We start from the raw sequence: 22,801 nt of genomic DNA, 5'->3' as shown, positions 1-22,801 counted from the left end.
GATGCTCACCGTCGTGACCTCGGGGAAGGCCGCGCCCGGGGTGACCACCTCGACCTGGGCGTTGGCCCTGGCGTGGCCCGGGCCATTGCTCGTCGCCGACTGTGACCCGGCTGGCGGGGACATGGCGCCGGGGCTGCTGGCCGGCCGGGTCGGCGCCGACCGGGGACTCCTGTCATGGTCGACGGCGGCCCGGCGGGGTGTCCCGGCGATGCAGGCCGCCACGATGGTCGCCCAGCATGCGGTGCAGCTTCCCGAGCAGCCGCAGGTGTGGCTGGTTCCAGGAGTGACGACCGCCGCGCAGGGCACCTCGTTCACCGCCGACGCATGGGAGCGGCTGGCCTCGGCCCTTCACACGGCGAGCGCGTCGATCGGGCGGGACGCCTTGGTCGACGCCGGACGACTGGTGACCGAGCGCGGCTGCTGGCCGGTGCTGCGGGCCGCTGACCGGGTGCTGCTGGCGGTGCGGCCCAGCGTGCGGTCGGTGCACGCGGCGCAGGATGCGACGCAACGACTGCGACACGAGCTCGGCGACTTGGCGAAGGTCACGGCACTCGTGGTCGGGGACGGGCCGTACTCCGCCGGCGAAGTCGCCAAGGCGTTGGACCTACCGCTGGCGGGCACGTTGCCCTATGACCGGACCGCAGCGCAGGCGCTCTCCGACGGCGCGACGGTCAACCCGAAGACGCTGCAACGGTCCGCGCTGCTGCGCGCGGCGGCGTCCCTGGCCAAGACGCTGACCAGTCCGACCGAGGCGTCGCGTGTCGCCGAGGTGGTGGCCGGATGAGGAACGAGGACACCGCGTCGCCGCGGCTGGAAGTGCCTGCCGCCCCTGACCTGCCGCGGCCCGCCCGCGAGCGTCCGCCGTTGCCGCCGCCAGAGCCGCTGGCTGCGGTGGCCGCGCCGGTCGACGCCACACCAGCCGATACCAAGGAGCTCACCAGCACCGAGTACCGCGTCGTGGTGGAGTTGCGTGACCGGGTGTCGACCCGGTTGACGGTGGAGGACAGGAACTACGCCCCGGGCCCGCGGCGCGAGCTGACCCGGAAGTTGATCCGCGACGAGTACGACCAGTGGCTGTTGCACGAGGCCAATCGCGGCCGTCCGGCGCCGGAAGTGACCACCGAGGACAGGATCTTCGCGGCCGTGCTGGCCGAGCTGGACGGGCTGGGGCGACTGGCTCCCCTGATGGCCCGGGACGACGTGGAGGACATCCACTTCGAGGGCTGCGAGCCGACGATGCTGCGGATGGCCAGCGGCCAACTCGTGCCCGGGCCGGCGATCGCCTCCAGCGACGAGGAGCTCGAGCAGCTGCTGCGGTCGATCGGTTCACGGTCGGACGACGGTCAGACCAGCCGCGAGTTCTCCTCAGCCAGCCCCATCCTGAACGTGCGGCTGAAGGGCGTGACCGAGCTCGGCGCGCGGCTGCAGGCGGCTATGGACGTGCTGCCGCGCCCGGCCGGGGTGATCCGGGTGCACCGGTTCAGTGATCCGAGCCTCGACGACCTGCACGAGATGAACATGGTCGACTCACCGGTGCGAGGCTTCCTGCATGCGGCGATCCTCGCCGGCGCATCTCCGCTGGTCAGCGGAGCGCCGGGGGTCGGCAAGACAACGCTGCTGCGCGCGCTGGGCAACGCCATCCCGTGGAACAACGTGGTCATCACCGTGGAGGACGAGCGGGAGCTGGGTCTGCACCTGCCTCGGTGGGATCCCGAGCGCCGGCAGCTGGTCAGGCGGCACGCGGTCTGCCGACCGTTCGAGTCCCGGCTACCCAACGCTGAAGGCAGAGGGGGGTTCGACATGGGGGATGCGCTGCACCTGGCGCTGCGCGCGTCCCCGACCTGGGTGCTCGTCGGGGAGGTCCGCGGTGCCTACGTCACCTATCTGCTGGAGGCGGCGACCAGCGGCATCTCGTCGGTCATGTGCACGATCCACTCACCGTCGGCCGACGGCGTGTTCGACAAGGTGCTGATCAACGCGCTGAAGGCGCATCCGGCCCCGTCCCCGGAGCTGGTGCTGCGCTCGCTGGCCGCCCTGAACCTGGTCGTGCACGTGCATCGCGACCGTGACTACGCCCGGTACGTCTCCGGCATCTACGAACTCGGCCCGATCGGCGACTCCGGTCGGCCGGACCTCAAGCCGATCTTCGCGCCGCGCGCCGAGGACGGGCGCGCCCAGGCCACGGGGCCGGGGATGCTCAGCGAGTCGCTGGCCGAGCGGCTGACCGCGGTCGGCTTCGATCTGAACTGGCTGCACCCGGGCGCCTCGGATTGGCACACCGGTCCTCACCGCCGCGAGCGTGCGTCGTGACGGCCGGTGGCCTGCTCCTGACCCTGGCCGGGTTGCTGCTCGCGGCCGGCCTGGTCGGCGTCGTCGGGGCGGTGCGCGGCGTCTCCTTCCTGCCGGAGCGCTCGCCGTCGGTGCGCTCGTCCTCGCGGCGGGGGGCCACTCCGCTGCTTCTCGGTGCGCTGGCAGCCGGCGTGCTCGTCCTGCTGGTCACTGGCTGGCCGGCCGCGGCGCTGGGCGCTGCCGGCGGTGTCGTGTTCATTCCGAAGGTGCTCGGCGGCGGCAAGGAAGCCAAGCGGCTGATCGCCACGTCCGAGGCGCTGGCGGACTGGACGCGGCGGCTGGCCGATTTGATCAGCTCCGGCGCCGCCGGGTCGACGCGCGATGCGCTGCGTCGCTCCCTGAGCTCGGTGCCGGAGCCGATCGCCCCGGCGGTCACCAACCTGGTGACCAGGATGGGGCCACAGGGCACCGAGACGGCGCTGCGGCAGTTCGCCCGCGAGATCGACGACCCGGCCGCCGAGAAGATCGCCATGGTGCTCATCCTGCGGGAGCGCAACGGCGGGCCGGGGCTCGCCGAGGTGCTCACCGCGCTGGCCGCCGACCTCGACGACCGCTCCCGCATGGTCCGTGAAGTGGAGGCCGAACGCGCCAAGCCGCGGTCGAACATGCGCACCATCGTTGTGGTGACCCTGGTGCTGGTGGTCGGGATGACCCTGTTCGCCCGGACCTTCCTGTCGGGCTACTCGACGCCGGTGGGGCAGATCGCCCTGCTGGCAGTGGTTGCGATCTTCGCGACGTCGCTGCGATGGATGCGCCGGTTGTCCGACCCGGTCAAGCCCCCGCGGGTGCTCTTCGACCCGGACCAGGCTCCGGTGCACCGGTGACCGGGCTGCAGACGGCCACCCTCGCCGGGATGCTCATCGCGGGCGGCCTCGTCCTCGCGGTCCGTGCACTGCGTCCAGTGCCGCCGTCACTGGTGGCCGCACTGGAGCAGTTGGCGGCCGAGCCGACCGTGCGAACGGCGCCGGCGGTGACGACGTCCACCCGAGACCGGTGGGACTGGCTGCCGGGGCCGGTGGCGCGGGCGTTGGACGGGCATCTGGGCGTCTCAGACGCCGACTTGGCGATCATTGGCTGGACCCGCGCTCAGCTCGCGGGCCGCAAGCTGACCCTGGCGCTCGCCGGCTTGCTCGCTCCGTCGCTGTTCGGCCTGGTGTTCGTGCTGCTCGACGTCCCGGTGCCTTTCGTCCTGCCCGTCGTGGTCGGGCTGGGGATCGCCGTCGTCGGGTGGTTTCTGCCCTCAGCCGAGGCACGCGAGGCGGCGGAGAAGGCGCGGGTGGAGTTCCGGAGCAACCTGGAGTCCTTCCTCACCCTGGTGGCCGGTGAACGTCGCGCGCGGGGCTCGGTGGAGCAGGCACTGGAAGAGGCCGCCGAGATCTCGGGCAGCATGCCGTTCGTCCGCATGCGCCGCGCCATCCGCCGCGCGGCGCTGTCCGGCCGCAAACCCTGGGGCGAGCTGCGCGACCTCGGTGAGGAGCTACAGGTCGCCGAGCTGCGCAACCTCGCCGACATCGCGGCAGTGGCCGCCGACGGTGCCTCGGTCTACAACACCCTGCTGGCCAGCGCCCGCACGCTTCGGCACGCCGAGCTGTCCGACGCCCGTACCGAGGCCAACCAGGTCAGCGAGCGGATGTCCCGCCCGCTGGCGCTGCTGGTCACCGGACTGACCTTGTTCGTGCTCGTCCCCTTCATGCTCCGCATGTTCGGGATCTCGTCCTGACCGCACCGCCTACCCGGAGGTTTCCCATGTTCCAGCTCACCATCCGGCGCCGGGGCGCCCAGGCCGTCGTGGCGCAGTGCGTCACGGCCCTGTCCGTCATGGCGCTGTCAGTCCTGGCCTGGCTAAGCGCCGATCACGTCGCCGACGACCGAGGCTCGGACTCCTCGGAGAAGGCGTTCATGGTCATCCTGGCCATCGCGCTGGGCGGCGCGGTCAGCGCAGCGGCCATCGCGTTCGTGGCCAGCAAGACGTCGCTGTTCCAGTAGAACCGGCAGCGGTTTCATGCTCGAGGCGCGGACTCCGAACCGTGCGGCATCCTCGCCGCACGGTCCAGTCGCGCGCCCGGGCTCCCGCCGACACCGCGGCCGCGGCAGCGAGCGGGGCTCATCCAGCGTCGAGTTCGCGATCCTGTTTCCCATCATCGTCGCGCTGCTGTTGGCCGGCCCGCAGCTCGCGCTGTGGTACTTCGCCCGGGAAGCGGCCGACGCCGCGGCGCACGTCGGAGCCCGCGCCGCCAGCGTCCACGGGGCGACCGGGGGAGCGGGGCAGGCGGCAGCGGACACGTACCTGGCCAGGCTCGGGACCGGCGCGATCACCCGGTACTCGGTGACCGAGTCCGGCACCGCCACCACGGTCTCGGTGCACGTCACCGCCAGCGTGCCCAACGTGATCCCGCTGCCCGGCTTCGCCCCGACCGTCGATGTCACCGTGGTGCGCGGCAAGGAACGCTTCACCACCCCGGACTCGCCATGAGCCCCGACCTGCAGCCGGCTCCGAACGGCCGCCGACGGCGGTGGCGGGACGACCGAGGCTCGGAGTCGGTGGAGCTGGCGATCCTGCTGCCGGTCGGACTCCTCGTGGTGGCCATGCTCGTGGTCGGCGCCCGGATCGCGGTGGCCGGCGACCGCATCAGCGGAGTCGCCGGGATCGCGGCGCGGGACGCCTCGCTGGCCCGATCGGCCGCCGCGGCCCAGCAGATCGCCACCGACACCGCCACCACCGCACTGACGAGCCAGGGCCTGCACTGCATCGACGTCCAGGTCAGCGTCGACACCTCCAGGTTCACTGCGCCGCCGGGCGCCTCGGCATCGGTCACCGTCGCCGTGACGTGCACCGTCGACCTCTCCGACATCGGAGTTGCCGGCCTGCCCGGCTCTCGGACGCTGCACGACAGCGCCACCAGCCCGCTCGACCCTGCCAGGGACCTGTCGTGACACCCCGCCCGCACGCCAGCGCTGGACTCCGGGACGACCGGGGGTCCGTGGCCGTGCTGTTCTGCTTCATCGTGCTCATCGTCGGCGTCCTGGTCACCGCACTCGTCGACGCCGGGACCGCGATCCAGGCCGCCAACCGCGCCGACACCTACTCGGCTGAGGCAGCCCGCGCGGCCAGCATCGCCATCGGCCCGGTTCCCACCGGCGGCAGCACCGACGCACAGTTGGCGGCGACCGCGGCCCGTTCCTACCTCGACCAAGCCGGCGCGACCGGCACGGTGACCGTCACAGGCCCCGGCATCGTGGAGGTCAGCGTGACGGTCACCGACTCGACACCCCTGCTGGGCATCCCGGTCAGCCAGACCCGCGTGCACACCGCCCAGCTGCTGGTCGGGGTCACCTCCGGTGAGGGCCTGTCGTGACCGGCCACGCCGCCCGCCTGCTCAAGGCCGTGGGCGCCCTCGTGGCGCTGCTCGCCGTCGTCGTCGGCGTACCGGTGCTGATGGCGGTTCTGCACCTGGTCCCGGACAGCCTGCCGTCGCTGGACGAGGTCGACGCCGTCCTGACGTCCCGCGACAACGGGCAGCTCGCCGGACTCGTCCTCGCAGCCGGGGTGTGGGTGTGCTGGGCACTGTTCACCGCCGCGACAGTGGCGGAGATCGTGGCGTACGCCCGCGTACGGCCGGTTCCGGCCCTCCCCGGGCTGGGGATCTTCCAGCGGCCGGCCGCCGCCCTGGTCGCCGCCGTCGCGGTCGGCTTCACCGTCGCTCCACTGGCCGCCGGCGGCCCCGCATCCACCGCAACGGCGCCACCGCTGCCGGTCGCGGCCACATCCACCGCCGTCCCGGCGTCGGCGCAGTACGCCAGCGCACCGGTCATAGCGCAGACACCGGTCGCGTACTCCATGCCGGACGAGCACGCGCCTCCGGTCGCGACCACGACCTACCAGGTGCAGCGCCGGGACACCCTGTGGGCGCTGGCCGAGCGGCATCTCGGGGACCCGCTGCGTTATCCGGAGATCGCCAGGCTCAACCCGACCGCGGTGGGTCCGGACAACGAAATCGTCCCGGGCTCGGTGCTGGTCCTGCCGCCCGACGCGGTCGGCCTGCCGCCGATGGGCCCAGCCCCGACCACCGCGAGAATCGTCGAGGACGTCACGGTGGAACCCGGTGACACCCTGTGGGACCTCACGGAGGAGATCACCGGCAGCGGGCACAACTGGCGCCAAGCCTGGGAGCTCAACCGGGGACGCAGCCAACCCGGAGGTGCCACCTTCACCGACCCGTCGCTGATCCGACCGGGCTGGACGCTGAGCATCCCCGACCCGACCAGTCCCGCGACGCCTGCGCCCAGCGCACCGGCGCCTCCTGCAGCCGAGCCGGCACCGCCCACGACCGAACCGGCACCGCCATCAGCGCCAGCCCCGAGCAGCACCCCTCCAGCTGACCCGACCGCGCCAGGCACCAATGCGCCGCCTCCCGCCACGCCCGGTCCGGCCACCAGCGCCCCGACCTCGTCTCCCACGGCTGCACCGAACAGCGTCGAGCCGTCGCTGGCGAGGCCTGACGAGACGTCGACGGGTAGCACCTCGGAGCTGCCGATGGTCGCCTTCGCCGCCGGCGGTGGGCTGCTGCTGGCCGGGGCCTCGCTGACCGCGCTGCTGCGCTACCGCCGCAGGCAGTTCCGGCAGCGACGTCCCGGGCGCATGATCGGCAGCGCACCACCAGAGCTGCTGCGCGTCGAACGAGCACTGCAGGAGGCCGGCAGCGTCGGCAGTGCCGACGTCACCTGGCTGGACCAGGCGTTGCGGGCGCTGGTGCAGGATTTGGCGAGGGTCGACGCCGCTCGCCTGCCCGACGTGGTGGCGGCCTGCATGACCGACGACGTCCTGACTCTGGTACTCACCGAGCCGGCCTCGGGAGCCCCGGAGCCGTGGACGGTGGATTCGGCCGGCACCCGCTGGTCGATCCGGCGCGATGATCCACTGACCTACGACGAGCAGCGGCGGGCGTACTTCTTCGCACCGTTCCCCATGCTCGCGTCGGTGGGCTACACGGCCGAGGGCGAGCACTGGCTGCTCGACCTGGAACGGGTCGCGACCCTATCCCTGTCCGGGGACGCCGAACGCTGCCTGAACCTGGCCCGGTTCCTCGCTGCCGAGCTCGCGCACAACACGTGGTCGGAGATGCTGCAGGTGACCCTGGTCGGCTTCGGCAAGGAGTTGGCCCAGATCAATCCCGACCGGCTGACCCACACCGACGACGTCGAGAAGGCGATCGCGGCGCTCGACGGCCACCTGGAATCGGTCACCGAGGCCATGCGAATGGCCGACGTCGATGTGCTGTCGGGCCGGATGCGCGACGTGGCCGGCGACGCGTGGGCGCCGCACGTGCTGCTCATCGCTCCGGAAGTTGCCAAGGACAGCGCCGGGCTGGAACGGCTGATGACCGCCATGAAGCAGCAGCGGGCTGGCGGCGCGGTCGCGTTGGTGCTCATCGACGACCCGGACCACGCGGAGGCCGCCCGATGGCAGCTGACGGTCGACGAGGCCGGCATGCTCAGCGTCCCCGCCCTGGGAGTCGAGCTGATCGCGCAGCAGATCCCGGCCGACGAGGCCGCGCAGCTGGCCCAGGTCCTCGCGCTGGCTACCGTCACCGACGACCGCCCGGTCCCACCCTCTCGCGGCGATGAGGCCTGGGACGAGCACGCCGACGCCTGCGGCGGCCTTCGAGTCGACCCGTCCCGCGCCAGCCGGCGGCAGCCACCAGCGCCGGCCCAGGCGGACGACGTGCCGGTGGTCCACCAGACAGGCACCGCGGCCTGGACGACCAACTCGGTGCTACCGCTGTCCGCGCAGACCTACCTGAACCGGGCCGCGACCACCGAGCAGGACGTGCAGGCACTGGCTCCGGCCACCGACGAAGACATCCGCGATCAGGTCGAGGTCGCCGACCCTGCCCTGGACGCCGACCTCGCCGACTGGGCCGACCCGTCCTGCCCGCGGCCGAAGTTGACCCTGCTCGGCCCGGTCGAAGTGCGGGCGCAGGGCGCGCTGCCCGAGCGCAACCCGCGGCGGCAGTTCTACACCGAGATCGTCGCCTACCTGGCCACCCGGCCCGGCGGCGTGACCAGCGAGCGCTACGCCACCGCGATCTGGCCCAACGAGCCCGATGTCGTCGGCAAGACAAAGGTGCGGCAGTCGATCTCGATCGTGCGCGCCTGGCTGGGCGTCAATCCGGCGACCGGCGCGGACTACCTCCCGCCCGGGGTCACCGCCGGCGGGGTCGGCCGCTACCGCATCGACGACGTCCTCATCGACGCCGAGCTGTTCCGCCGACTGCGAGTCCGCGGGCTGGCCCGCGGTGTCGACGGCATCGCCGACCTGCGCGCCGCTCTCGACCTCGTCACTGGGCGGCCGTTCGACCTGCCCGCATCGCGGCAGGGTTCGCCCGGCGGCTACAGCTGGCTGGTCGAGGAGAACTCCCGGCTAGACCACGAGTACGCCGCCATGATCGTCGACGTGGCGCACACCGTCGCGACGCACCACCTCGCCGCCGGCGAGCCCGAGCTCGCTGCGGCCGCCGCTCACGTGGCGCTGAAAGCCGGCAGCTACGAGGACGTGCCCCTGCTCGATCTGGTCGCGGCCTGCGACGCGCAGGACAACCGGGCCGAGGCAGACGCCTACGTTGCCCGCATCCTGGCCAACCACGACGCCGAGGTGGAAGAAGACCTGCCGCCCAGAACCGCCGAGATCCTCTTCCGCCGTCAGTGGATCAACAGGGCCAGCTGACCAACGACGGAGGTGGTCGGAGGTGTGAACCGCTACGGACGGACGACGAACCTCAGAACGTCGCGTAGCCGTGCGGAGGGCCAGTCTCCCGCCCGCCCCGGACGGCCCCGAGCCGACTACCCCAGGTCATTCGCCTTCAGCTTCAGCCGCTGGGCCAGCAACATCGCCGATTCGATCGGCGAAGTCGGCGAACAGTTCTGGATGCGCATAGGGCAGGACTTCCCAATGGAGGTCTTGAACTGAGTCGATGGCGTGGACCGCAACGGCGTCCTGCTGGCGGGTGTGGTCCTCGATGAGGTGCATCTCAAGCGACTGCGCCGCTCGACGAAGGAAGGGGTCGATGCCCTCGGAAGGGATCGCCAAGGGTGTCAGAACGGCATCGCCAAGGCGGTCGACGTAGAAGCCTGCTTGCTTATCCGCGTTGCGCCTACGGGCGGCCTCTTCGAAGGTGATCAAGTCCGCTGGGAAGTAGTACTCCTCACGACGGCTTGCGTCCCAGAATCCGCCCAGACCCGAGGAGAACTGTTCGGCAGCCTGCAGCTTCTGCAGGTGGGGCAGTCGGCGGGTGCTCAACTCGGACGGCAGCAGAACGGTGCCGGACTTTGTGGAGGGCAGGCCGTACAGACCTAGGGGACGGCTCCACTCGTACTCGGCCGCGTCATAGAGCCATCGGGCCTTGGCCAGCTCCTCCATCGCCAGTACCAGTAGCGCCTGCGCCCTACCGGCGCTGCCGTGCGCCGCGAGGATCGCGCCATCCTTCAGCAGCGCGCACGAGTTGGCCATCAGGGTTTTCCACCAGTCCCGGGCGAACTCGGCGCTGACTCGCTCAACCTGTTCATGTTGTGCCATCAACGTCCAGCATCCCCCATCGAGCACGTGCGCGTTCGTCTCCAAGGGCGATTCACGGATCGCCGCTTGCTACGGCGTGTCGACTGCCGCCTACTTCCGTGGGCGCCCGGGTGTCGCTCTAACGTCGCGGCGTGGAGAAGTGGGAGCATGCGGTTCTTCGCTACAAGCAGGACCGCTACGGCACGGTGACGCTGAGACTGAGGTCGGTCGGCGCCTCTACCGTTGCCCCCATGATTATTGAATCGCAGCGCTTCGTCGGCGGGCACGAGGTCAAGCCTGGCGCCCGCATCCCGCACCCCACCAACCTCCAACCGGGCGCTCTGCAGCTGTTCACCGTTTGCGATGAAGTGAATCCGGACCGTTGGCACGCAGAGATCGCAGTACTCGGCAAGACGGTGCTCGCCACTGAGCAGTGCAACACCGACATCCAGGCCGCACGGGCCGCAGAGCAGCAGTTGGTCGACAAGCTGGCTCACTTGCTCGCCGGGTAGATCATCTTCAGCCAGGGCCGAAGTCGCTTCAAGCACCAGACTCGGGAGAACATTCGTAGTGGACGTTGTGGACCAGGGCGCCTTCGTGCGCTCCTGGAGCGTGCAGACGCGCCGCATCGCATGGCTGCTTGGCGCGGGGGCGAGCGCCGCCGCGGGGCTTCCGACCGCAACCCAGATACGCGACGACCTGCTGCTGCGGGTTTACGCCGAACGCCACGGACTGCTCCGGGAGAACCTGCACCCCAATGACCCAAAGGTCGCGGCCGAGCTAGGGGCGTACTTCGACGGTCGCAACGGCATGGTCGCGTTCGGTGCTGACGACGACTACTCCCGCGCCTTCGAGCTTGCCCTGCCTGACGAGTCGGCACGCGCGCGTTATCTGCGCGAACGCCTGGCGGGCAAGCAACCCAGCTATGGGCAGCGAGTCCTTGGCGCGCTGATCAGCGGCGGACAGACCGACATCGTCATCACGACCAATTTCGACGAGCTCCTCGAGACGGCTTCGGCCGAGGCGTACGCGGCGGTCGGTTCACCCGGGCAGCGACGGCTGCTGAACGTCGCGGCCTTGGGAAGCCGGGACCGCGCCCGTGCGGTGCTCGACCCCGACTCCCTGCCCATGCTCATCAAGCTCCATGGCGACTTTCGGGAGTCGTCACTGAAGAACCTCGACTCCGAACTCGCCGAGCAGGACGCAGTCCTACGACAGGCAGTGCACGACCTCAGCCGCACCTACGGACTTGCCGTTGTCGGCTACAGCGGCCGCGACGACAGCATTATGACGATGCTCGAGGCCGCAGCCGACATCGAGGGAGCGTGGCCCGCCGGCGTCTGGTGGTTCACGCGAGACCCCGACCGCACGCCACAGCGCGTCATGGAACTCCTGGACCGGGCCGCGGCCGCCGGCACCTCTGCCTACGTGGTCCGGCTCGGAGCGTTCGACGAACTCCTGGGTGATCTAGCGCTCCAGGTACAGCTGCCAGGCCACGCGCGCACGTTCGTCAGCCAACTCCAGCCCGCCAAGCGGGTGACTCCGGCGGCACCCCCCGACGGCCGCCAAGGATTCCCCCTGATCCGGTACAACGCTCTGCCAATTCTTCAGGCACCCACCCGCGCTCTCCGCGCCTCCTTCGCCGGTCCTGACCACCGGGAGTTCCGCGACCGGTTGAGAATTCAGGAGTACCGCGGCGCGGCCGTGATGAGCGGCGGCTCCCTATGGGGGTGGGGAAAAGCAGAGGCGTTCGCAGCCCTGGCCGGCGGCCCTGCGGAGACAGTCACCGTCGACCTCACCTCGGCGGCACTGGACCCTGGGCTGCACGCCCTCGCTCTCGAAGGGCTGACCAAGGCACTCAGCACTCGGATGCCGACCAGACCCAAGATTACCCGGCGCGAGTACGCGGTCGTCCTCACCGAGTTCGACGATCTCGACGAGCGCCGACAGGAGACTCTGGCCGCGTTCAAGAGGATCTATGGCGGTCACGTGCATGGTCACCTGCGTGTCTCCGATTACGGGTCTAACCGTGATGGGGGACCGCGTGCCTACGCCGAGGCCGTACGACTCCACCTTGAGCACCGTTGGGGCTTGAGCTGGCTGATCTTCACGCCCTTCACTTGGGTCGAACGCTGGGAACGTCCGGAGGGCCAGTTCGACGTGTTCGACCCCGCCACCGACTGGATCCGGGAACGTTGGGTCACCAGAAAGAAGAACGAGACCTGGGCTGAGCTCATCGCAGCCTGGACTGCCGCGATTACTCCGGAGCGCCGCGAGACTCCGCTCCGACTCACACGAGCACTCGGCGGGGACGCCTTCGGTGAGTTCCGACTGGGCCCTACGTCGGCCTACAGCATGAGGGCCCTGTGACAACGACGAAGGTGACCCCAGGGAAGCCCTGGGCGCCACATGCTGTCCTGCCCGAGCCGCTGCTGAAGTTCGACTCGGGATCAGCGCCAGCCACGCATCCCCACCCACTTGTCGGGTTGGCCAACCATGGCCCTTACGCCGTGCCACCGACGGGCAACATCCGTGTTGCCACCATCACGGTTCATGGCCAGCAGCAGACCCTGTATGACTTCCTGAGAAAGGTGACCCAGCCGCACGACCCGAGCGACCGCACCAGCTACGTCCCTCGGTATCCCGGCTTTAGCGAGCTGTTTCATGCCGAGCTGCTGCCGCAGACATCCGCTCATCGCAACCTCTCGCTCGACACCCCAGGTACCGGCAGCGGGGGCCACGAGCGGGTCTGCGAGGCATTGGCGAGGGCGGTCACCCAGCTTCAGACCGTTCGCGACACCTGGGACGTGATCGTGTTCCTGCTCCCACGTGCTTGGGAGCCACTGCGCAGAAGTCCCGACGGAGCCTTCGACCTGCACGACCGCCTCAAGGCTGCAGCGGCACCAATCGGCTGCCCCATCCAGATGATCCGCGAGGATTCAGCTCTGCAGTTCAGGTACGAGTGCTCGATGTTCTGGCGACTTTCGATCGCCTTGCTCTCTAAGTCCGGCGGTGTCCCTTTCCGCATGGTTCAGCCGACGCCGATCGACACGGCCTTCGTTGGGCTCGCGTACGCCATTCGTGGTGGTACCTCCAACGAGTTCGTCACCTGCTGTTCCCAAGTATTCGACTCCGAGGGCGGTGGATTTGAGTTCATCGCATACAACGTCGGCGCCGACCGAGACTTGGAGAACCCGCATCTCACCCGCGCTGAGATGCGCACGGTAATGGCCCGCAGCGCTCGCCTCTACCAGCGTCGACGCGCAGGGGACATGCCCGCCCGGCTGGTCGTCCACAAGACGTCTACCTGGCGCCCCGAGGAAGTCGAGGGCGTCTTCGACGCCTGGGGAGCTGCGGTGCCCGACATCGAGTGCCTTCAGATCAGGGCGGATACACCCTGGACCGGAGTCGCGCTGATTCCCGATAACACCAACCGGTCACGTCCCGACGCGTGGCCGGTTACTCGGGGGACGCTCCAGTACCTCTCCGGCACCGAGGCACTGCTGTGGGTTTCGGGAACAGCGCCCGGCGTCGCTCTACGCGGTGGAAACTACAATCAGTCCGCGAAGGCGCTGCCCACGCCCATCGCATTCTCCCGCGACGCTGGGAAGGGACCGCTCGAGACCCCGGCCCGTGAGATTCTCGCGCTGTCGAAGCTCGACTGGAACAACGACGCTCTCTACGGGCTGACTCCCGTGACGATTTCCTACAGCCAGAAGCTCGCCAAGATGATCGGGCGCGTGCCGTCTCTGCCTGACGGCAGCTATCAGTTCCGACTCTTCATGTAGTTGATGCCCGCTCGGCCTCGGCGGGACGCGCAGGTGCAGTGGATCGCCCGCTCACCCTGAAGGCGTGCGTTGGCTGCCCGCCGGCCGATCGGCTTTCAGCGCATGACGGTGCCCGGTGCTGGAAGCGGTCGTGCCGCCGTCGCCGTCGCACCTCGGTACGTCACCCCTTTGCTTCTCACTTCGTCACCCCTCGGTGCGGGATGCCGAGACTCCCCGGACGCGATAGCGGGGCAGCGCTGGTCACGGGGTGACGCGATCGCCCCCCTGTCACCCCAGCCAAGGGGTGACGACCCGTTGAACGTCTCTGCGGAGCGTCGACGGCATCACACCGATGCCGGAGGACCCGCACATGTTCCACGACCCCACCATCGTCGGCAGCTGGCCGGCGCTCGCCGCACGTCTGGACGGCGACGCCACCCTCGTCCGTTGGGCAGCTACCGAACCAGGCCTGGCCGGGCTGGGCAGCGTCCATGACCTGCTCGGCATTTGGGCCGAGGGCGGCGCGGACGACCGCCGCGACGTCGTGCTCGCCGCGCTCGTCCGGCGGGCCGCTGTGGACGGCGGCCGCGACGACGACGCGCTGCTGCTGACGCTTCACCTGCTCAGCGGACTGGTGCGGACGATGGCCAGGCAGCTCACAGATCTGAGCCCCGACATCCTCGCCGTGGTCGTCGGTGAACTCGCCTGCCAGATCCGCCGCTACCCATGGCGACGCCGACCTCGGGCGATCGCGGCGAACCTGCGCGCCGAGACCCGGCGGGCGGTACTCGCCGAACTGCGACCCAGCAGCCGTTACCACTCCGAGCGGGTCGAGAGCCTGACCGCTACGGGCGACATCAGTCGGATCGCAACTGCGAGCGCCGACGAGGAGGGGGAAGACCTCGACGTCGTCGACCTGCTGCAGTGGGCGGTGCGCTCAGGGGTCGACGCCGAGGACGTCGCACTGCTGATCGCCACCGAGTGCAGCCGCGACCGGCAACACCGGCGCGCCGACCAGAAGGTCGCCACCGCGCACGGCATCACGACGCGCACCCTGTACCGCCGGCGGAGCCGGACGCTGACCGCCTTGCGCGGCATGGCTCCTCAGTACCTGGCGGCTGTCGCGTGAGTCCTCTGCTGCAGGACGTCGACGAAGCCGGCGCCGTGACGGGCGGTGTGGCCAACGGCACCGACGTCGACCCCGACGAGCGACTGCTGTCGATTGCGGAGATCCAGCAGGCTTTCCGCGAGCTGCGTGCCCATCGTCCGCCATTTGCCGCAAGCAGGCCGGCCGTGCCGACGCGTCTCCACGAGCGGTGGGCTGACAGCGGTGACAGAGCGCCTCAGCGAGGCGCGAGCAGGGGTGACAGCGCGCCCGCGGCTGTCACGGGCAGGGGTGACATCGACGCGCTAGGGGCCGACTGGATCACGGTCGTAGCGGCACACGCCGGTGCCGGCGCCTCCACGGTGGCGCTGGCCATCAGCGACGCCGCCGCGGCCACCGACCGGCGGGTGCACCTGGTGGAGACTGCGCATCCCCGACAGTCGGGGCTGATTGCCGCAGCGGCGGCGGAGCTGGGCACCGACGCCGCCGGCGCCTGGCGACGTGGCTCCCGCGACCGCGTCACGATCGACCGCCGCGTCGCTGACGTGGAGCCTGACGGCTGGCCGGTCCTCCCGATCAGCGAGGAGCCGGCGGTCACCGTCCTCGATCTCGGGTTGCCTTCTCCGGAGGACCTGGCCCGGCTGGCCGCCGACCGTACGAGCACCGTCGTCGTCTGCCGGCCGACCGTGCCCGGAGTGCGACTGACCGAGCACGTGCTGAGCCAGCTCGCCGGGCAGCCGGTGATGGTGGCCGTCGTGGGCGCGGCGCGCTGGCCTCAGGTGGTCAAGGCCAACGCTGGTCCGCGGTTCCGCGACTTGCGGTCGAAGGGGCGGGTGGTCCGAGTTCCGATCGACCGACGACTGCAGACCGCCGGTCTGACCGGGGACCAGTTGCCCAAAGGAGTGGAGGCCGCCGGCCGGTCACTGGTCGCGCTGCTGATGCCCGCGGTGCCACTGCAGCATCGGCGTCGGGCGGCGTCGTCCCAGCCGAGCGCGGCGGGGGAGGCCTGGTGAATCCCCACCGGACTGCACATGCAGCGGTACGAACGGCCGCGACCGTCGCCTTCGTCGCCCTGGGCCTGGTCGTGCTGACCGCGGGGCCTGCCACCGCAGCGCCGGAGGAGCTCACCGCGGCGGTCTGCCCGGAGGCGCCGCCGGGAGTGGAGGCCTTTGCCGATCAGGTGACGGCGTGGGTGAAGTGGGGGGTCCTGGCGCTGATCGGGATCGCCGCGGTCGTGTCGCTGGGCTCAGTCCTGGTGGGCCGGATGTTCTCCCATCCGCATGCCTCCCGGTACGGGGCGATGGGCATCGCGGTGGTCGTGATGGTGGCCATCACCTACACGGTCATCCTGGTCATCCTCGGTTCGATCACCGGCAGTGGGTGCACCTGATGCGCCGCCGTCCTGACGTACATGGGAGCAGTGCGCCGGAGTGGAGCCCGGCGCGTCTTCTTGCGGCGCTCGTGGCCAGCGCGGCGGTGGCGCTGGCGGTGCTGGCCGGCCTGGTCCTGGCAGTCATCGGAGGGCTGACCGAAGAGCCGGACGAGAGGGCCCCCGCCCGTCGGGCGGCTAGCGCTGCCCCGGACATGACGCGGCGCGATGCGATGGCCGCCGCCCCGATGCCGACCGCCGACCCGCATGACGCGCTGCCCGGCCCGGTGTCGAACCAGGCTGCCGGCGTTCTCGAGCTGCCGCGCGCCACTGGAGTGGGTCCGGCGGACGTGCCCACCGGCTTTCCGCGGACGCCGGAGGGCGCGCTGGCGCAGCTAGCGGCGATCGACGTGACGGCGATGCAGAGCGGCTCGATGGCGGGCGTGCGACGGGTGATCGCCGAGTGGGCCGCTCCTGGCGGGCCGACCTCAGAGACGTGGTCGGGGGTGGACGGCATGGCGAGCCTGTTGTCCGCAGCGGGCCTGTCCGGTGCCGGGTCTCCGCAGCTGGCGATCGTCGTCCGTCCGGTGATGGGGCTGATCAAGGGCACGGTGGGGGAGGACTTCGCCGTGGTGTGCGTGAACTTCGAGTTCACCGTCACCGTGGAGCAGACCTCCCGAATCGCGATCGCCGACTGCCAGCGCATGACCTGGGCCGGGGACCGGTGGGTCATCGGCCCGGGGGAGGAGCCCGCGCCGGCGCCCTCGGTCTGGCCAGGCACCGAGGCAGCTATCGCAGCCGGCTACCGGGACCTGCGCTATGTCTGAGCAGCGACGCGAAGGGTGTAGCGGTTGGGGGCGCCGACTGGGAGCGGTCCTTCTTCTCTCGCTGGCGATCTGCTTGGTGTCCACAGGTCCGGCGGCGGCCGCGGACCCGATGGTGACGGCCTTTCCGGCCGTTCCAGGGGTGGGCGGCGCGCTGCCGTGCCTGCCGATCAATCCGTTCTGCGTGATCGGCGAAGCAGCCGGCGCGGTGGTCGAAGACGTCTGGGTCAACGCCATGTTGTCGCTGTGGGAGGCCGGCTTGTGGCTGCTAAGCCTGGCGTTCTCGGTGATCGACGCCCTGGCCACTCCGGACCTGTCCGCCGACGGCCCGCTGGCCGCCGTCTATCCGGTGACATTCGGCATCGGCGCGACCGTGGCCGCGCTGATGGCCATGGTGCAGCTGGGCGTCGCGGCGGTGCGCCGGGACGGGCAGACCCTCGGCCGGCTGCTGATCGGAGTGCTGCAGTTCGGGCTGGTCTGGGCCAGCTATATCGGGGTGGCCGCGCTGCTGGTCACCGGCGTCTCAGGACTGACCACCGCCCTGCTGCGCAACCTGCTCGACATCGACACCATGGCCGCCTTCGACCCGTCGATCAGCGTGAGCCGCGACCTGGTCGACGGCACGGTCGCCACCGTGCTGGGGGTCAGTTCGATCTTCCTGCTGGTGCCGGCCAGCGTGGGCTACCTGCTACTGATGCTGGTCCGCGAGGCGGCGCTGATCGTGCTCGCCGCGACCTCGGCGATCTCGGCAGGAGGACTGCTGGCGCAGACGTCGAGCAGCTGGTTCTGGCGGAGCCTCCGCTGGTTCCTTGCCGCGCTGCTGGTTGCCCCGGTCGCCGTGCTCGTCCTCGGCGTGGGAGTGACCATCACCGAGGGGATCCTCACCGGAGCAGAAGAGACGAGCGCCGAGGCCGCGATCGGCATGGCGGTTGTCGGCTGCCTACTCATCCTGCTCGGCGCGATCTGTCCGCTGGCGCTGTTCCGGCTGCTGGCGTTCGTCGACCCGGGCACGTCGAGTGGGGCGGGGTTGCGCTCCTCGCTGGCCGCGTCCGGTGGAGTCGTGGGCGCGCTGCAGAAGGCTGGTGGCGGGCGAGCCGCCGTGGCCACCGCGGCGGCGGGTGCCGCATCCGGTGGGGTGGCTGCCTCCGGTGCAGCGGCGCAGCTGGCCGGCGACCGCGCGCAGGGCGAGTCGACTGCAGACGCGGCGACCAGTGGGCGCTTCGCCGGCGCGCTGCGAGCGCTGGCCACGGGTACCTCCACAGCCGGCCGACTGGCCGCGGGGGTGGCCGCCTCGGCGTCAGACGTGCTGTCGGGCGCCGGCGTCGGGCACACCCACCCGTACTACGGGCAGCCGCTGCCCGCCCGGGAGCCGGCGCGCGGCAACGGCTCCGGCGGAGGGACGGCGACCGGAGGCGGGTACGGCCGCGGGCGCCGTCCCGACGACGGCGGAACACAGCCGACGAGACCGGCCGGGAACGGGCGCGTCCACTATGCCGGAGGCGCATCTTCTGCGGCCTGGCCCGCCGAGCGCTTCGACGGCATCGCACCTGACCGGCCCGGTGAGAGCGACCCGATCGGTCCCGACCAGGACGACGCGCGATGAACGCCGTCCGCTACGGCGACTACTCCCGCGACGTCTCCGGCTGGTTCCTCGGGATGACCGGCGCCCAACTGGCCCTCGTCACCCTCACGGGCGTACCGGCGCTATTGGCCCTGAACGCGCAGGCATGGGGGCTGTTCGCCATCTGGCTGCCGGTGTGGGCGCTGCTGGCCGCCGTGCTGCTGGTCCCCATTCGGGGGCGCGCGGCCGGCCGCTGGTTCGGCGATCTCTGTCTGCACGCAATTGGAGGAGCCATGGGCTGGACGGTCTTCGGCTCCCGGGCCGCCGCCGGGACGGCCGAGGACCTGTCCGCGGCCGACCTGCCCGGAGTGCTCGCCGGCATCCGGACCCACGACGGACCGCCCTACGGGCAGCTGTTCACCCGCCCGGTGATCGTGCAGGACTCCGCGGCGCGCACGTGGGCGGCCGTGGCGCGGATCGACCATCCCGGCATCGGCCTCGCTGAGCCGGCTGAGCGGGACAGGATGGGCGCCGGCCTGGCCGAGCTGTGCGAGATCGCCGCGCGCACCGAACTGATCGACGTCCTGGCACTGCAGGTGCGCACCGTGCCCGACGACGGTGCCGAGCGCGCCGCCTGGGAACGAACCCACACCCGTTCCGACGCCGCGCCGCTGGCCGCCCGGGTGAACGCACTGCTGGGCGCCACTCTCACCCCGGCCGCGGTGCGCACCGAAGCCTTCGTGACCGTCGTCGTCGGTGAGGGACGGATCGGCCGGGCCGCGAAGGAGTCCGGCGGCGGGGTGGACGGCCGCGCTCGGGTGCTGCACGGGGTGATGGCCGAGGTCGAGAGTGCGTTGCGTGGCCCGGTCGGCTGCACCGCCGTCACCTGGCTGGACTCGGCTGCACTCGCTGCCGCGGTGCGCACCGGCTTCGCTCCCGGCGACCGTGGCCAACTGATCGCCGCCGACCTGTCCGCCGCCAACGGCACGCAGCTGGCGACCGGGGTTCCGATGGCCGCCGCCGGGCCCACCCAGGCCCGCGCCGAGGTGCGCCACTACGTGCACGACGCATGGGCGTCGGTCACCGACACGATCCTGCTACCCGACTCCGGGGCGGTGCTCGGTGCACTGGCCCCGGTGCTGGTCCCGGCGACGGCGGGGGAGCGGCGCTGTCTCACGGTGTTCCTCGCCCCGCTGCCGCTGGACCGGGCCACCCGGGTGGTCGGCCGGGAGGAGATGAGCGCCACCACCGGCAACGAGCTGCGCGCCCGCATGGGCTTCCGTCAGCGGGCCCGACAGCGGCGCGACACCGAGCGAATCGGCGCCGCTGACGAGAAGCTGGCCGCCGGGCGTGCGCTGGTCCGCCCGGCCGTCGCAGCCTGTGTCACCGTCCCGGCCACCTGGCCGGTGGACGAGCACGGCCGCCGGCTCGCCGCCTCTATCCGTGCCGCCGGCTTCGTGCCGTTGCGGCTGGACTTGGCGCAGGACTCCGGCTTCGCCGCCGCCGCCATACCCCTCGGTGTGGGGCTGCCCGATCGCAGGGGACGCCGATGAACCGCCGCGGCTCCCGCCGGGGCCGGGACGTCGCGGTCCTGCTCGACGACTTCGGCCACCGGCTGCCCGCCGTCGTCGCCGTCGAGACGGCGGAACGGGAGCGCGGGCCATTCACCGCGCTAGTGCCCCGCCGCGGGCCGCACGGCCGCGGCCGGGGTCGCGCGGTGGCGCTCGCGCCGCTGTCGGTGTGGCGAATGACGTCGGAGCAGACGCCGGTGGTGTGGCCGCTGATCGCCACCAGCGGGCTGCCGCCCACCGGGGCGCAGATGGGCATCGACCTACTGTCGGGCGGGGCGTTCTACTGCGATCCGGTCGGCTGGGTCACCGACGACGACATCTCGGTCACCAACCCGAACGTCGTGGTCTTCGGTAAGCCCGGCCGCGGCAAATCCGCCACCGTCAAGGCCTTCGCGTTGCGCATGGTGGCTTACGGCTACCGCAGCCTCGTCCTCGGCGACACCAAGGACGAGTACGAGCCGCTGTGTCGCGCGCTGGGCGTGCAGCCGTTCGTCATCGGCCACGGACTCTCCGCCCGGGTCAACCCGTTGGCCTTCGGCCCGCTCGGCCACGGCTGGGAGCAGCTCGACGCCGCCGAGGCCCGCCGCCGCGAGGCCATCATGTTCGCCCGCTGGCTTGTGCTGATCCGTGGCCTGGTCGGCTCGCAGAACATGCCCTTCGGCCCCGTGGAGGAGACCGCAGTCGGCGAGGCGCTGCGACTGCTCACCGGCTACCGCAGCGGAGCCACCCGGCTGACCGAGCCCACCATCCCGCAGCTGTGGCGAGCCCTGGACGAGCCCACCGACGAGCTCGTCGCCTGCTGCCGGTACGCCGACCGGCGGCACTTCCTCGACGCCACCCGCACCCTGCGCGACGCCCTCGGCTCCCTCGTCAAGGGCTCGTTGGCCGGGCTGTTCGACGACCACACGTCGATCGAGGTCGACTGGCGCGCGCCCATCCAGTCCCTGTCGCTGTCCCGCCTCGAGCCGCTCGGCGACCAGGCCGTCGGCATCGCGTTGACCTGCCTGAACTCCTGGGGGCAGGCGATGCGCGAGATCGCCGACCCGGGTGACCTGCGCATCGTCATCCGCGACGAGACCTGGCGGCAGATGCGCCTCGGTGCCGAGGCGATGAAGAGCCTGGACGCCAACCTGCGGTTGTCCCGCCGTGACGCCGACGTGCAGATACTGCTCGCGCACAAGCCCTCGGACATGCTCACCGCCGGCGACGCCTCCTCCCAGGCGGTGGCCATCGCCCGCGACCTGCTGCATCTGTGCGACGTCAAGGTGCTGCACGGCCAGGACCAGGCCGTCGCCGACGAGCTCGCTTCCATGCTCGGGCTGACCCCGATCGCCCAGCGGGTGGTCACCGGGTGGGCGATCGCAGGCAAGGGCCGTGCCCTGTGGCTGGTCGGCGACCGTGCGTTCAAGGTGCAGACCGTCCTCACCGCGCCCGAGCTGGCCCTGACCGACACCAACGAGGCCCTCACAGGACCTCCGGCATGAGCGGGACGGCCGAGGGATTGGCCCGGGCGTATGCGAAGCGATGGCTGTGGAAGGCCGCCGCTCCCGTCGCCGTCCCAGTGTTCGGCGTACTCACCCTGCTGTTGATCCCGCTCGCGGTTCTCGCCGCTCCGGAGGCGTCGACGGCGGCGGCGTCATCGTCCTGCTCGATCGGCGGCACCGGCGCCACCGTCGCCGGCATCGAACTGGACGCCGTCCAGATGGGCCACGCGCAGACCATCGTCACCGTCGCCTCGGCACAAGGACTCGGCCCGTACGCGGCCACCGTGGCGCTGGCCACCGCTTACCAGGAGTCGCGCATCCGGATGCTGGCCAACGACGGCAGCAGCCCCGAACTCACCGCCGAACAGGCCGCAGTGACCGCCACCAGCCTGACCTACCCGCACGACGGGCTCGGCTCGGACCACGACAGCGTCAACGCCTTCCAACAGCGCTGGACCGCCGGATGGGGCACCGTCGCCCAGCTGATGGACCCCGTCTATGCCGCCGAGGCCTTCTACCGCCGGCTGGTCGAGGTACCGAACTGGCGGACCATCCCGCTCACTCAGGCGGCCCAGGCCGTGCAGATCTCGGCTGCCGGCGGCGCATACGCCCGCTGGGAGCCGCTCGCCCGCGAGCTGACCGCCATGCTGTGGCCCGCCGCCCAAGCCACCGCGGCCGACGCGAGCGGTGCGGCGGCCGGCGTCTGCCCAGACCTGCCGGTCCCGGCCGGGTCGTGGATCCGCCCCACCGCCGGCACCGTCACCTCCGGCTACGGGTCCCGCTGGGGCACCCTGCACGCCGGGGTCGACATCGCCGGCCCCCGCGACAGCCCCGTCTACGCCGCTGCCGACGGCACCGTAGTTCGGGCCGAGTGCACCAGCGCCTACTGCGACCGCGACGGCACCCTGAGCCTGGCCGGCTACGGCAACCTCGTCGAACTCGACCACGGCGGCGGGGTGACCACCCGCTACGCGCACCTGTCGGCCTACACCGCTACAGCCGGCCAGCGCGTGAGCGCCGGGGCGCTGATCGGCTTCCAAGGGTCCACCGGCAACAGCACCGGCGTCCATCTGCACTTCGAGGTCCGCCTCGACGGCGCGTTCGTCGATCCCGTGCCGTGGCTGGCCAGCCGCGGCGTCGACCTGCATGCAGCCAGCGCCGGCTGACCGGTAGAGAGGAACCAGGACGTGGACATCAACCACCGGCTCAGGGCTGGCGC

Annotated in this window: 21 protein-coding genes; 20 read left to right on the top strand and 1 reads right to left on the bottom strand. The window is 71.2% G+C overall.

Annotated elements, in window-relative coordinates; all coding sequences use genetic code 11:
• The first annotated feature begins 1 nt into the window (after position 1).
• From D0Z06_RS15100 to D0Z06_RS15060, 9 genes are all read left to right on the top strand, one after another.
• On the top strand, positions 2 to 784 hold the full coding sequence (locus D0Z06_RS15100; RefSeq protein WP_117378316.1) for a P-loop NTPase family protein: 783 nt from the start codon (positions 2 to 4) through the stop codon (positions 782 to 784).
• A complete protein-coding gene (locus D0Z06_RS15095) occupies positions 781 to 2,310 on the top strand; it encodes a CpaF family protein (protein ID WP_117378314.1) in 1,530 nt (509 codons plus the stop codon). Before D0Z06_RS15100 ends, D0Z06_RS15095 begins: the two co-directional genes overlap by 4 nt.
• A complete protein-coding gene (locus D0Z06_RS15090) occupies positions 2,307 to 3,173 on the top strand; it encodes a type II secretion system F family protein (RefSeq protein WP_117378312.1) in 867 nt (288 codons plus the stop codon). Before D0Z06_RS15095 ends, D0Z06_RS15090 begins: the two co-directional genes overlap by 4 nt.
• The gene (locus tag D0Z06_RS15085) at positions 3,170 to 4,069 is read left to right on the top strand and encodes a type II secretion system F family protein (RefSeq protein WP_117378310.1); all 900 of its coding nucleotides are present in this window, start codon (positions 3,170 to 3,172) and stop codon (positions 4,067 to 4,069) included. The genes D0Z06_RS15090 and D0Z06_RS15085 overlap by 4 nt, the downstream gene beginning before the upstream one ends.
• A 98-nt stretch (positions 4,070 to 4,167) precedes the next feature.
• A complete protein-coding gene (locus tag D0Z06_RS15080) occupies positions 4,168 to 4,335 on the top strand; it encodes a hypothetical protein (protein WP_233517707.1) in 168 nt (55 codons plus the stop codon).
• 16 nt (positions 4,336 to 4,351) lie between these two features.
• Complete coding sequence (locus D0Z06_RS15075) at positions 4,352 to 4,822, top strand: TadE/TadG family type IV pilus assembly protein (protein ID WP_117378308.1); 471 nt, start codon at positions 4,352 to 4,354, stop codon at positions 4,820 to 4,822.
• Between the two features lie 68 nt (positions 4,823 to 4,890).
• Positions 4,891 to 5,283, top strand: a complete 393-nt coding sequence (locus D0Z06_RS15070; RefSeq protein WP_233517706.1) for a pilus assembly protein TadE — start codon at positions 4,891 to 4,893, stop codon at positions 5,281 to 5,283.
• On the top strand, positions 5,280 to 5,705 hold the full coding sequence (locus D0Z06_RS15065; RefSeq protein WP_233517705.1) for a hypothetical protein: 426 nt from the start codon (positions 5,280 to 5,282) through the stop codon (positions 5,703 to 5,705). The genes D0Z06_RS15070 and D0Z06_RS15065 overlap by 4 nt, the downstream gene beginning before the upstream one ends.
• Before the next feature lie 29 nt (positions 5,706 to 5,734).
• Positions 5,735 to 9,073, top strand: a complete 3,339-nt coding sequence (locus tag D0Z06_RS15060) for a LysM peptidoglycan-binding domain-containing protein (RefSeq protein ID WP_233517704.1) — start codon at positions 5,735 to 5,737, stop codon at positions 9,071 to 9,073.
• A gap of 126 nt (positions 9,074 to 9,199) precedes the next feature.
• On the opposite strand, the gene D0Z06_RS15055 is transcribed toward D0Z06_RS15060, so the two are convergent.
• Positions 9,200 to 9,967: an AbiV family abortive infection protein gene (locus tag D0Z06_RS15055; protein ID WP_199522332.1), complete on the bottom strand. Its 768-nt coding sequence runs from the start codon at positions 9,965 to 9,967 to the stop codon at positions 9,200 to 9,202.
• Positions 9,968 to 10,053: 86 nt separating this feature from the next.
• Here D0Z06_RS15055 and D0Z06_RS15050 point away from each other — a divergent pair, with 86 nt between their 5' ends.
• The 11 genes from D0Z06_RS15050 (at position 10,054) to D0Z06_RS15000 (ending at position 22,748) form a co-directional block, all read left to right on the top strand.
• On the top strand, positions 10,054 to 10,413 hold the full coding sequence (locus D0Z06_RS15050; RefSeq protein ID WP_117378303.1) for a hypothetical protein: 360 nt from the start codon (positions 10,054 to 10,056) through the stop codon (positions 10,411 to 10,413).
• Between the two features lie 58 nt (positions 10,414 to 10,471).
• A complete protein-coding gene (locus tag D0Z06_RS15045; protein ID WP_117378301.1) occupies positions 10,472 to 12,271 on the top strand; it encodes an SIR2 family protein in 1,800 nt (599 codons plus the stop codon).
• A gap of 140 nt (positions 12,272 to 12,411) precedes the next feature.
• Entirely contained in the window at positions 12,412 to 13,689 is a 1,278-nt protein-coding gene (locus tag D0Z06_RS15040; protein WP_117378299.1) for an argonaute/piwi family protein, read from the top strand.
• Positions 13,690 to 14,038: 349 nt separating this feature from the next.
• Positions 14,039 to 14,797, top strand: coding sequence for a hypothetical protein (locus tag D0Z06_RS15035; protein ID WP_117378404.1), 759 nt, complete (start codon positions 14,039 to 14,041; stop codon positions 14,795 to 14,797).
• Positions 14,794 to 15,786, top strand: a complete 993-nt coding sequence (locus D0Z06_RS15030; protein WP_147332058.1) for a hypothetical protein — start codon at positions 14,794 to 14,796, stop codon at positions 15,784 to 15,786. Before D0Z06_RS15035 ends, D0Z06_RS15030 begins: the two co-directional genes overlap by 4 nt.
• Complete coding sequence (locus tag D0Z06_RS15025; RefSeq protein ID WP_117378295.1) at positions 15,783 to 16,163, top strand: hypothetical protein; 381 nt, start codon at positions 15,783 to 15,785, stop codon at positions 16,161 to 16,163. Before D0Z06_RS15030 ends, D0Z06_RS15025 begins: the two co-directional genes overlap by 4 nt.
• The gene (locus D0Z06_RS15020; RefSeq protein WP_117378402.1) at positions 16,163 to 16,969 is read left to right on the top strand and encodes a hypothetical protein; all 807 of its coding nucleotides are present in this window, start codon (positions 16,163 to 16,165) and stop codon (positions 16,967 to 16,969) included. Before D0Z06_RS15025 ends, D0Z06_RS15020 begins: the two co-directional genes overlap by 1 nt.
• 139 nt (positions 16,970 to 17,108) lie before the next feature.
• Positions 17,109 to 18,569, top strand: coding sequence for a hypothetical protein (locus D0Z06_RS15015; protein WP_233517703.1), 1,461 nt, complete (start codon positions 17,109 to 17,111; stop codon positions 18,567 to 18,569).
• The gene (locus tag D0Z06_RS15010; RefSeq protein WP_117378292.1) at positions 18,566 to 20,080 is read left to right on the top strand and encodes an SCO6880 family protein; all 1,515 of its coding nucleotides are present in this window, start codon (positions 18,566 to 18,568) and stop codon (positions 20,078 to 20,080) included. Before D0Z06_RS15015 ends, D0Z06_RS15010 begins: the two co-directional genes overlap by 4 nt.
• The gene (locus D0Z06_RS15005; protein ID WP_117378290.1) at positions 20,077 to 21,582 is read left to right on the top strand and encodes an ATP-binding protein; all 1,506 of its coding nucleotides are present in this window, start codon (positions 20,077 to 20,079) and stop codon (positions 21,580 to 21,582) included. The genes D0Z06_RS15010 and D0Z06_RS15005 overlap by 4 nt, the downstream gene beginning before the upstream one ends.
• Positions 21,579 to 22,748: a M23 family metallopeptidase gene (locus D0Z06_RS15000; protein ID WP_117378288.1), complete on the top strand. Its 1,170-nt coding sequence runs from the start codon at positions 21,579 to 21,581 to the stop codon at positions 22,746 to 22,748. Before D0Z06_RS15005 ends, D0Z06_RS15000 begins: the two co-directional genes overlap by 4 nt.
• The last annotated feature ends 53 nt before the right edge of the window (positions 22,749 to 22,801 follow it).

Source organism: Geodermatophilus marinus (assembly GCF_003428645.1).
Taxonomy (GTDB): Bacteria; Actinomycetota; Actinomycetes; order Mycobacteriales; family Geodermatophilaceae; genus Geodermatophilus.
Note: the sequence above shows the minus strand (reverse complement) of the source record. Positions and strands in the feature narration are given on the sequence as shown.

What these genes read in the sequence shown, in the direction of transcription:
- D0Z06_RS15100 (WP_117378316.1), top strand. Translation starts at nt 2, where the DNA reads ATGCTCACCGTCGTGACCTCGGGGAAGGCCGCGCCCGGGGTGACCACC.
- D0Z06_RS15095 (WP_117378314.1), top strand. Translation starts at nt 781, where the DNA reads ATGAGGAACGAGGACACCGCGTCGCCGCGGCTGGAAGTGCCTGCCGCC.
- D0Z06_RS15080 (WP_233517707.1), top strand. Translation starts at nt 4,168, where the DNA reads ATGGCGCTGTCAGTCCTGGCCTGGCTAAGCGCCGATCACGTCGCCGAC.
- D0Z06_RS15075 (WP_117378308.1), top strand. Translation starts at nt 4,352, where the DNA reads ATGCTCGAGGCGCGGACTCCGAACCGTGCGGCATCCTCGCCGCACGGT.
- D0Z06_RS15035 (WP_117378404.1), top strand. Translation starts at nt 14,039, where the DNA reads ATGTTCCACGACCCCACCATCGTCGGCAGCTGGCCGGCGCTCGCCGCA.
- D0Z06_RS15020 (WP_117378402.1), top strand. Translation starts at nt 16,163, where the DNA reads ATGCGCCGCCGTCCTGACGTACATGGGAGCAGTGCGCCGGAGTGGAGC.
- D0Z06_RS15010 (WP_117378292.1), top strand. Translation starts at nt 18,566, where the DNA reads ATGAACGCCGTCCGCTACGGCGACTACTCCCGCGACGTCTCCGGCTGG.
- D0Z06_RS15005 (WP_117378290.1), top strand. Translation starts at nt 20,077, where the DNA reads ATGAACCGCCGCGGCTCCCGCCGGGGCCGGGACGTCGCGGTCCTGCTC.
- D0Z06_RS15000 (WP_117378288.1), top strand. Translation starts at nt 21,579, where the DNA reads ATGAGCGGGACGGCCGAGGGATTGGCCCGGGCGTATGCGAAGCGATGG.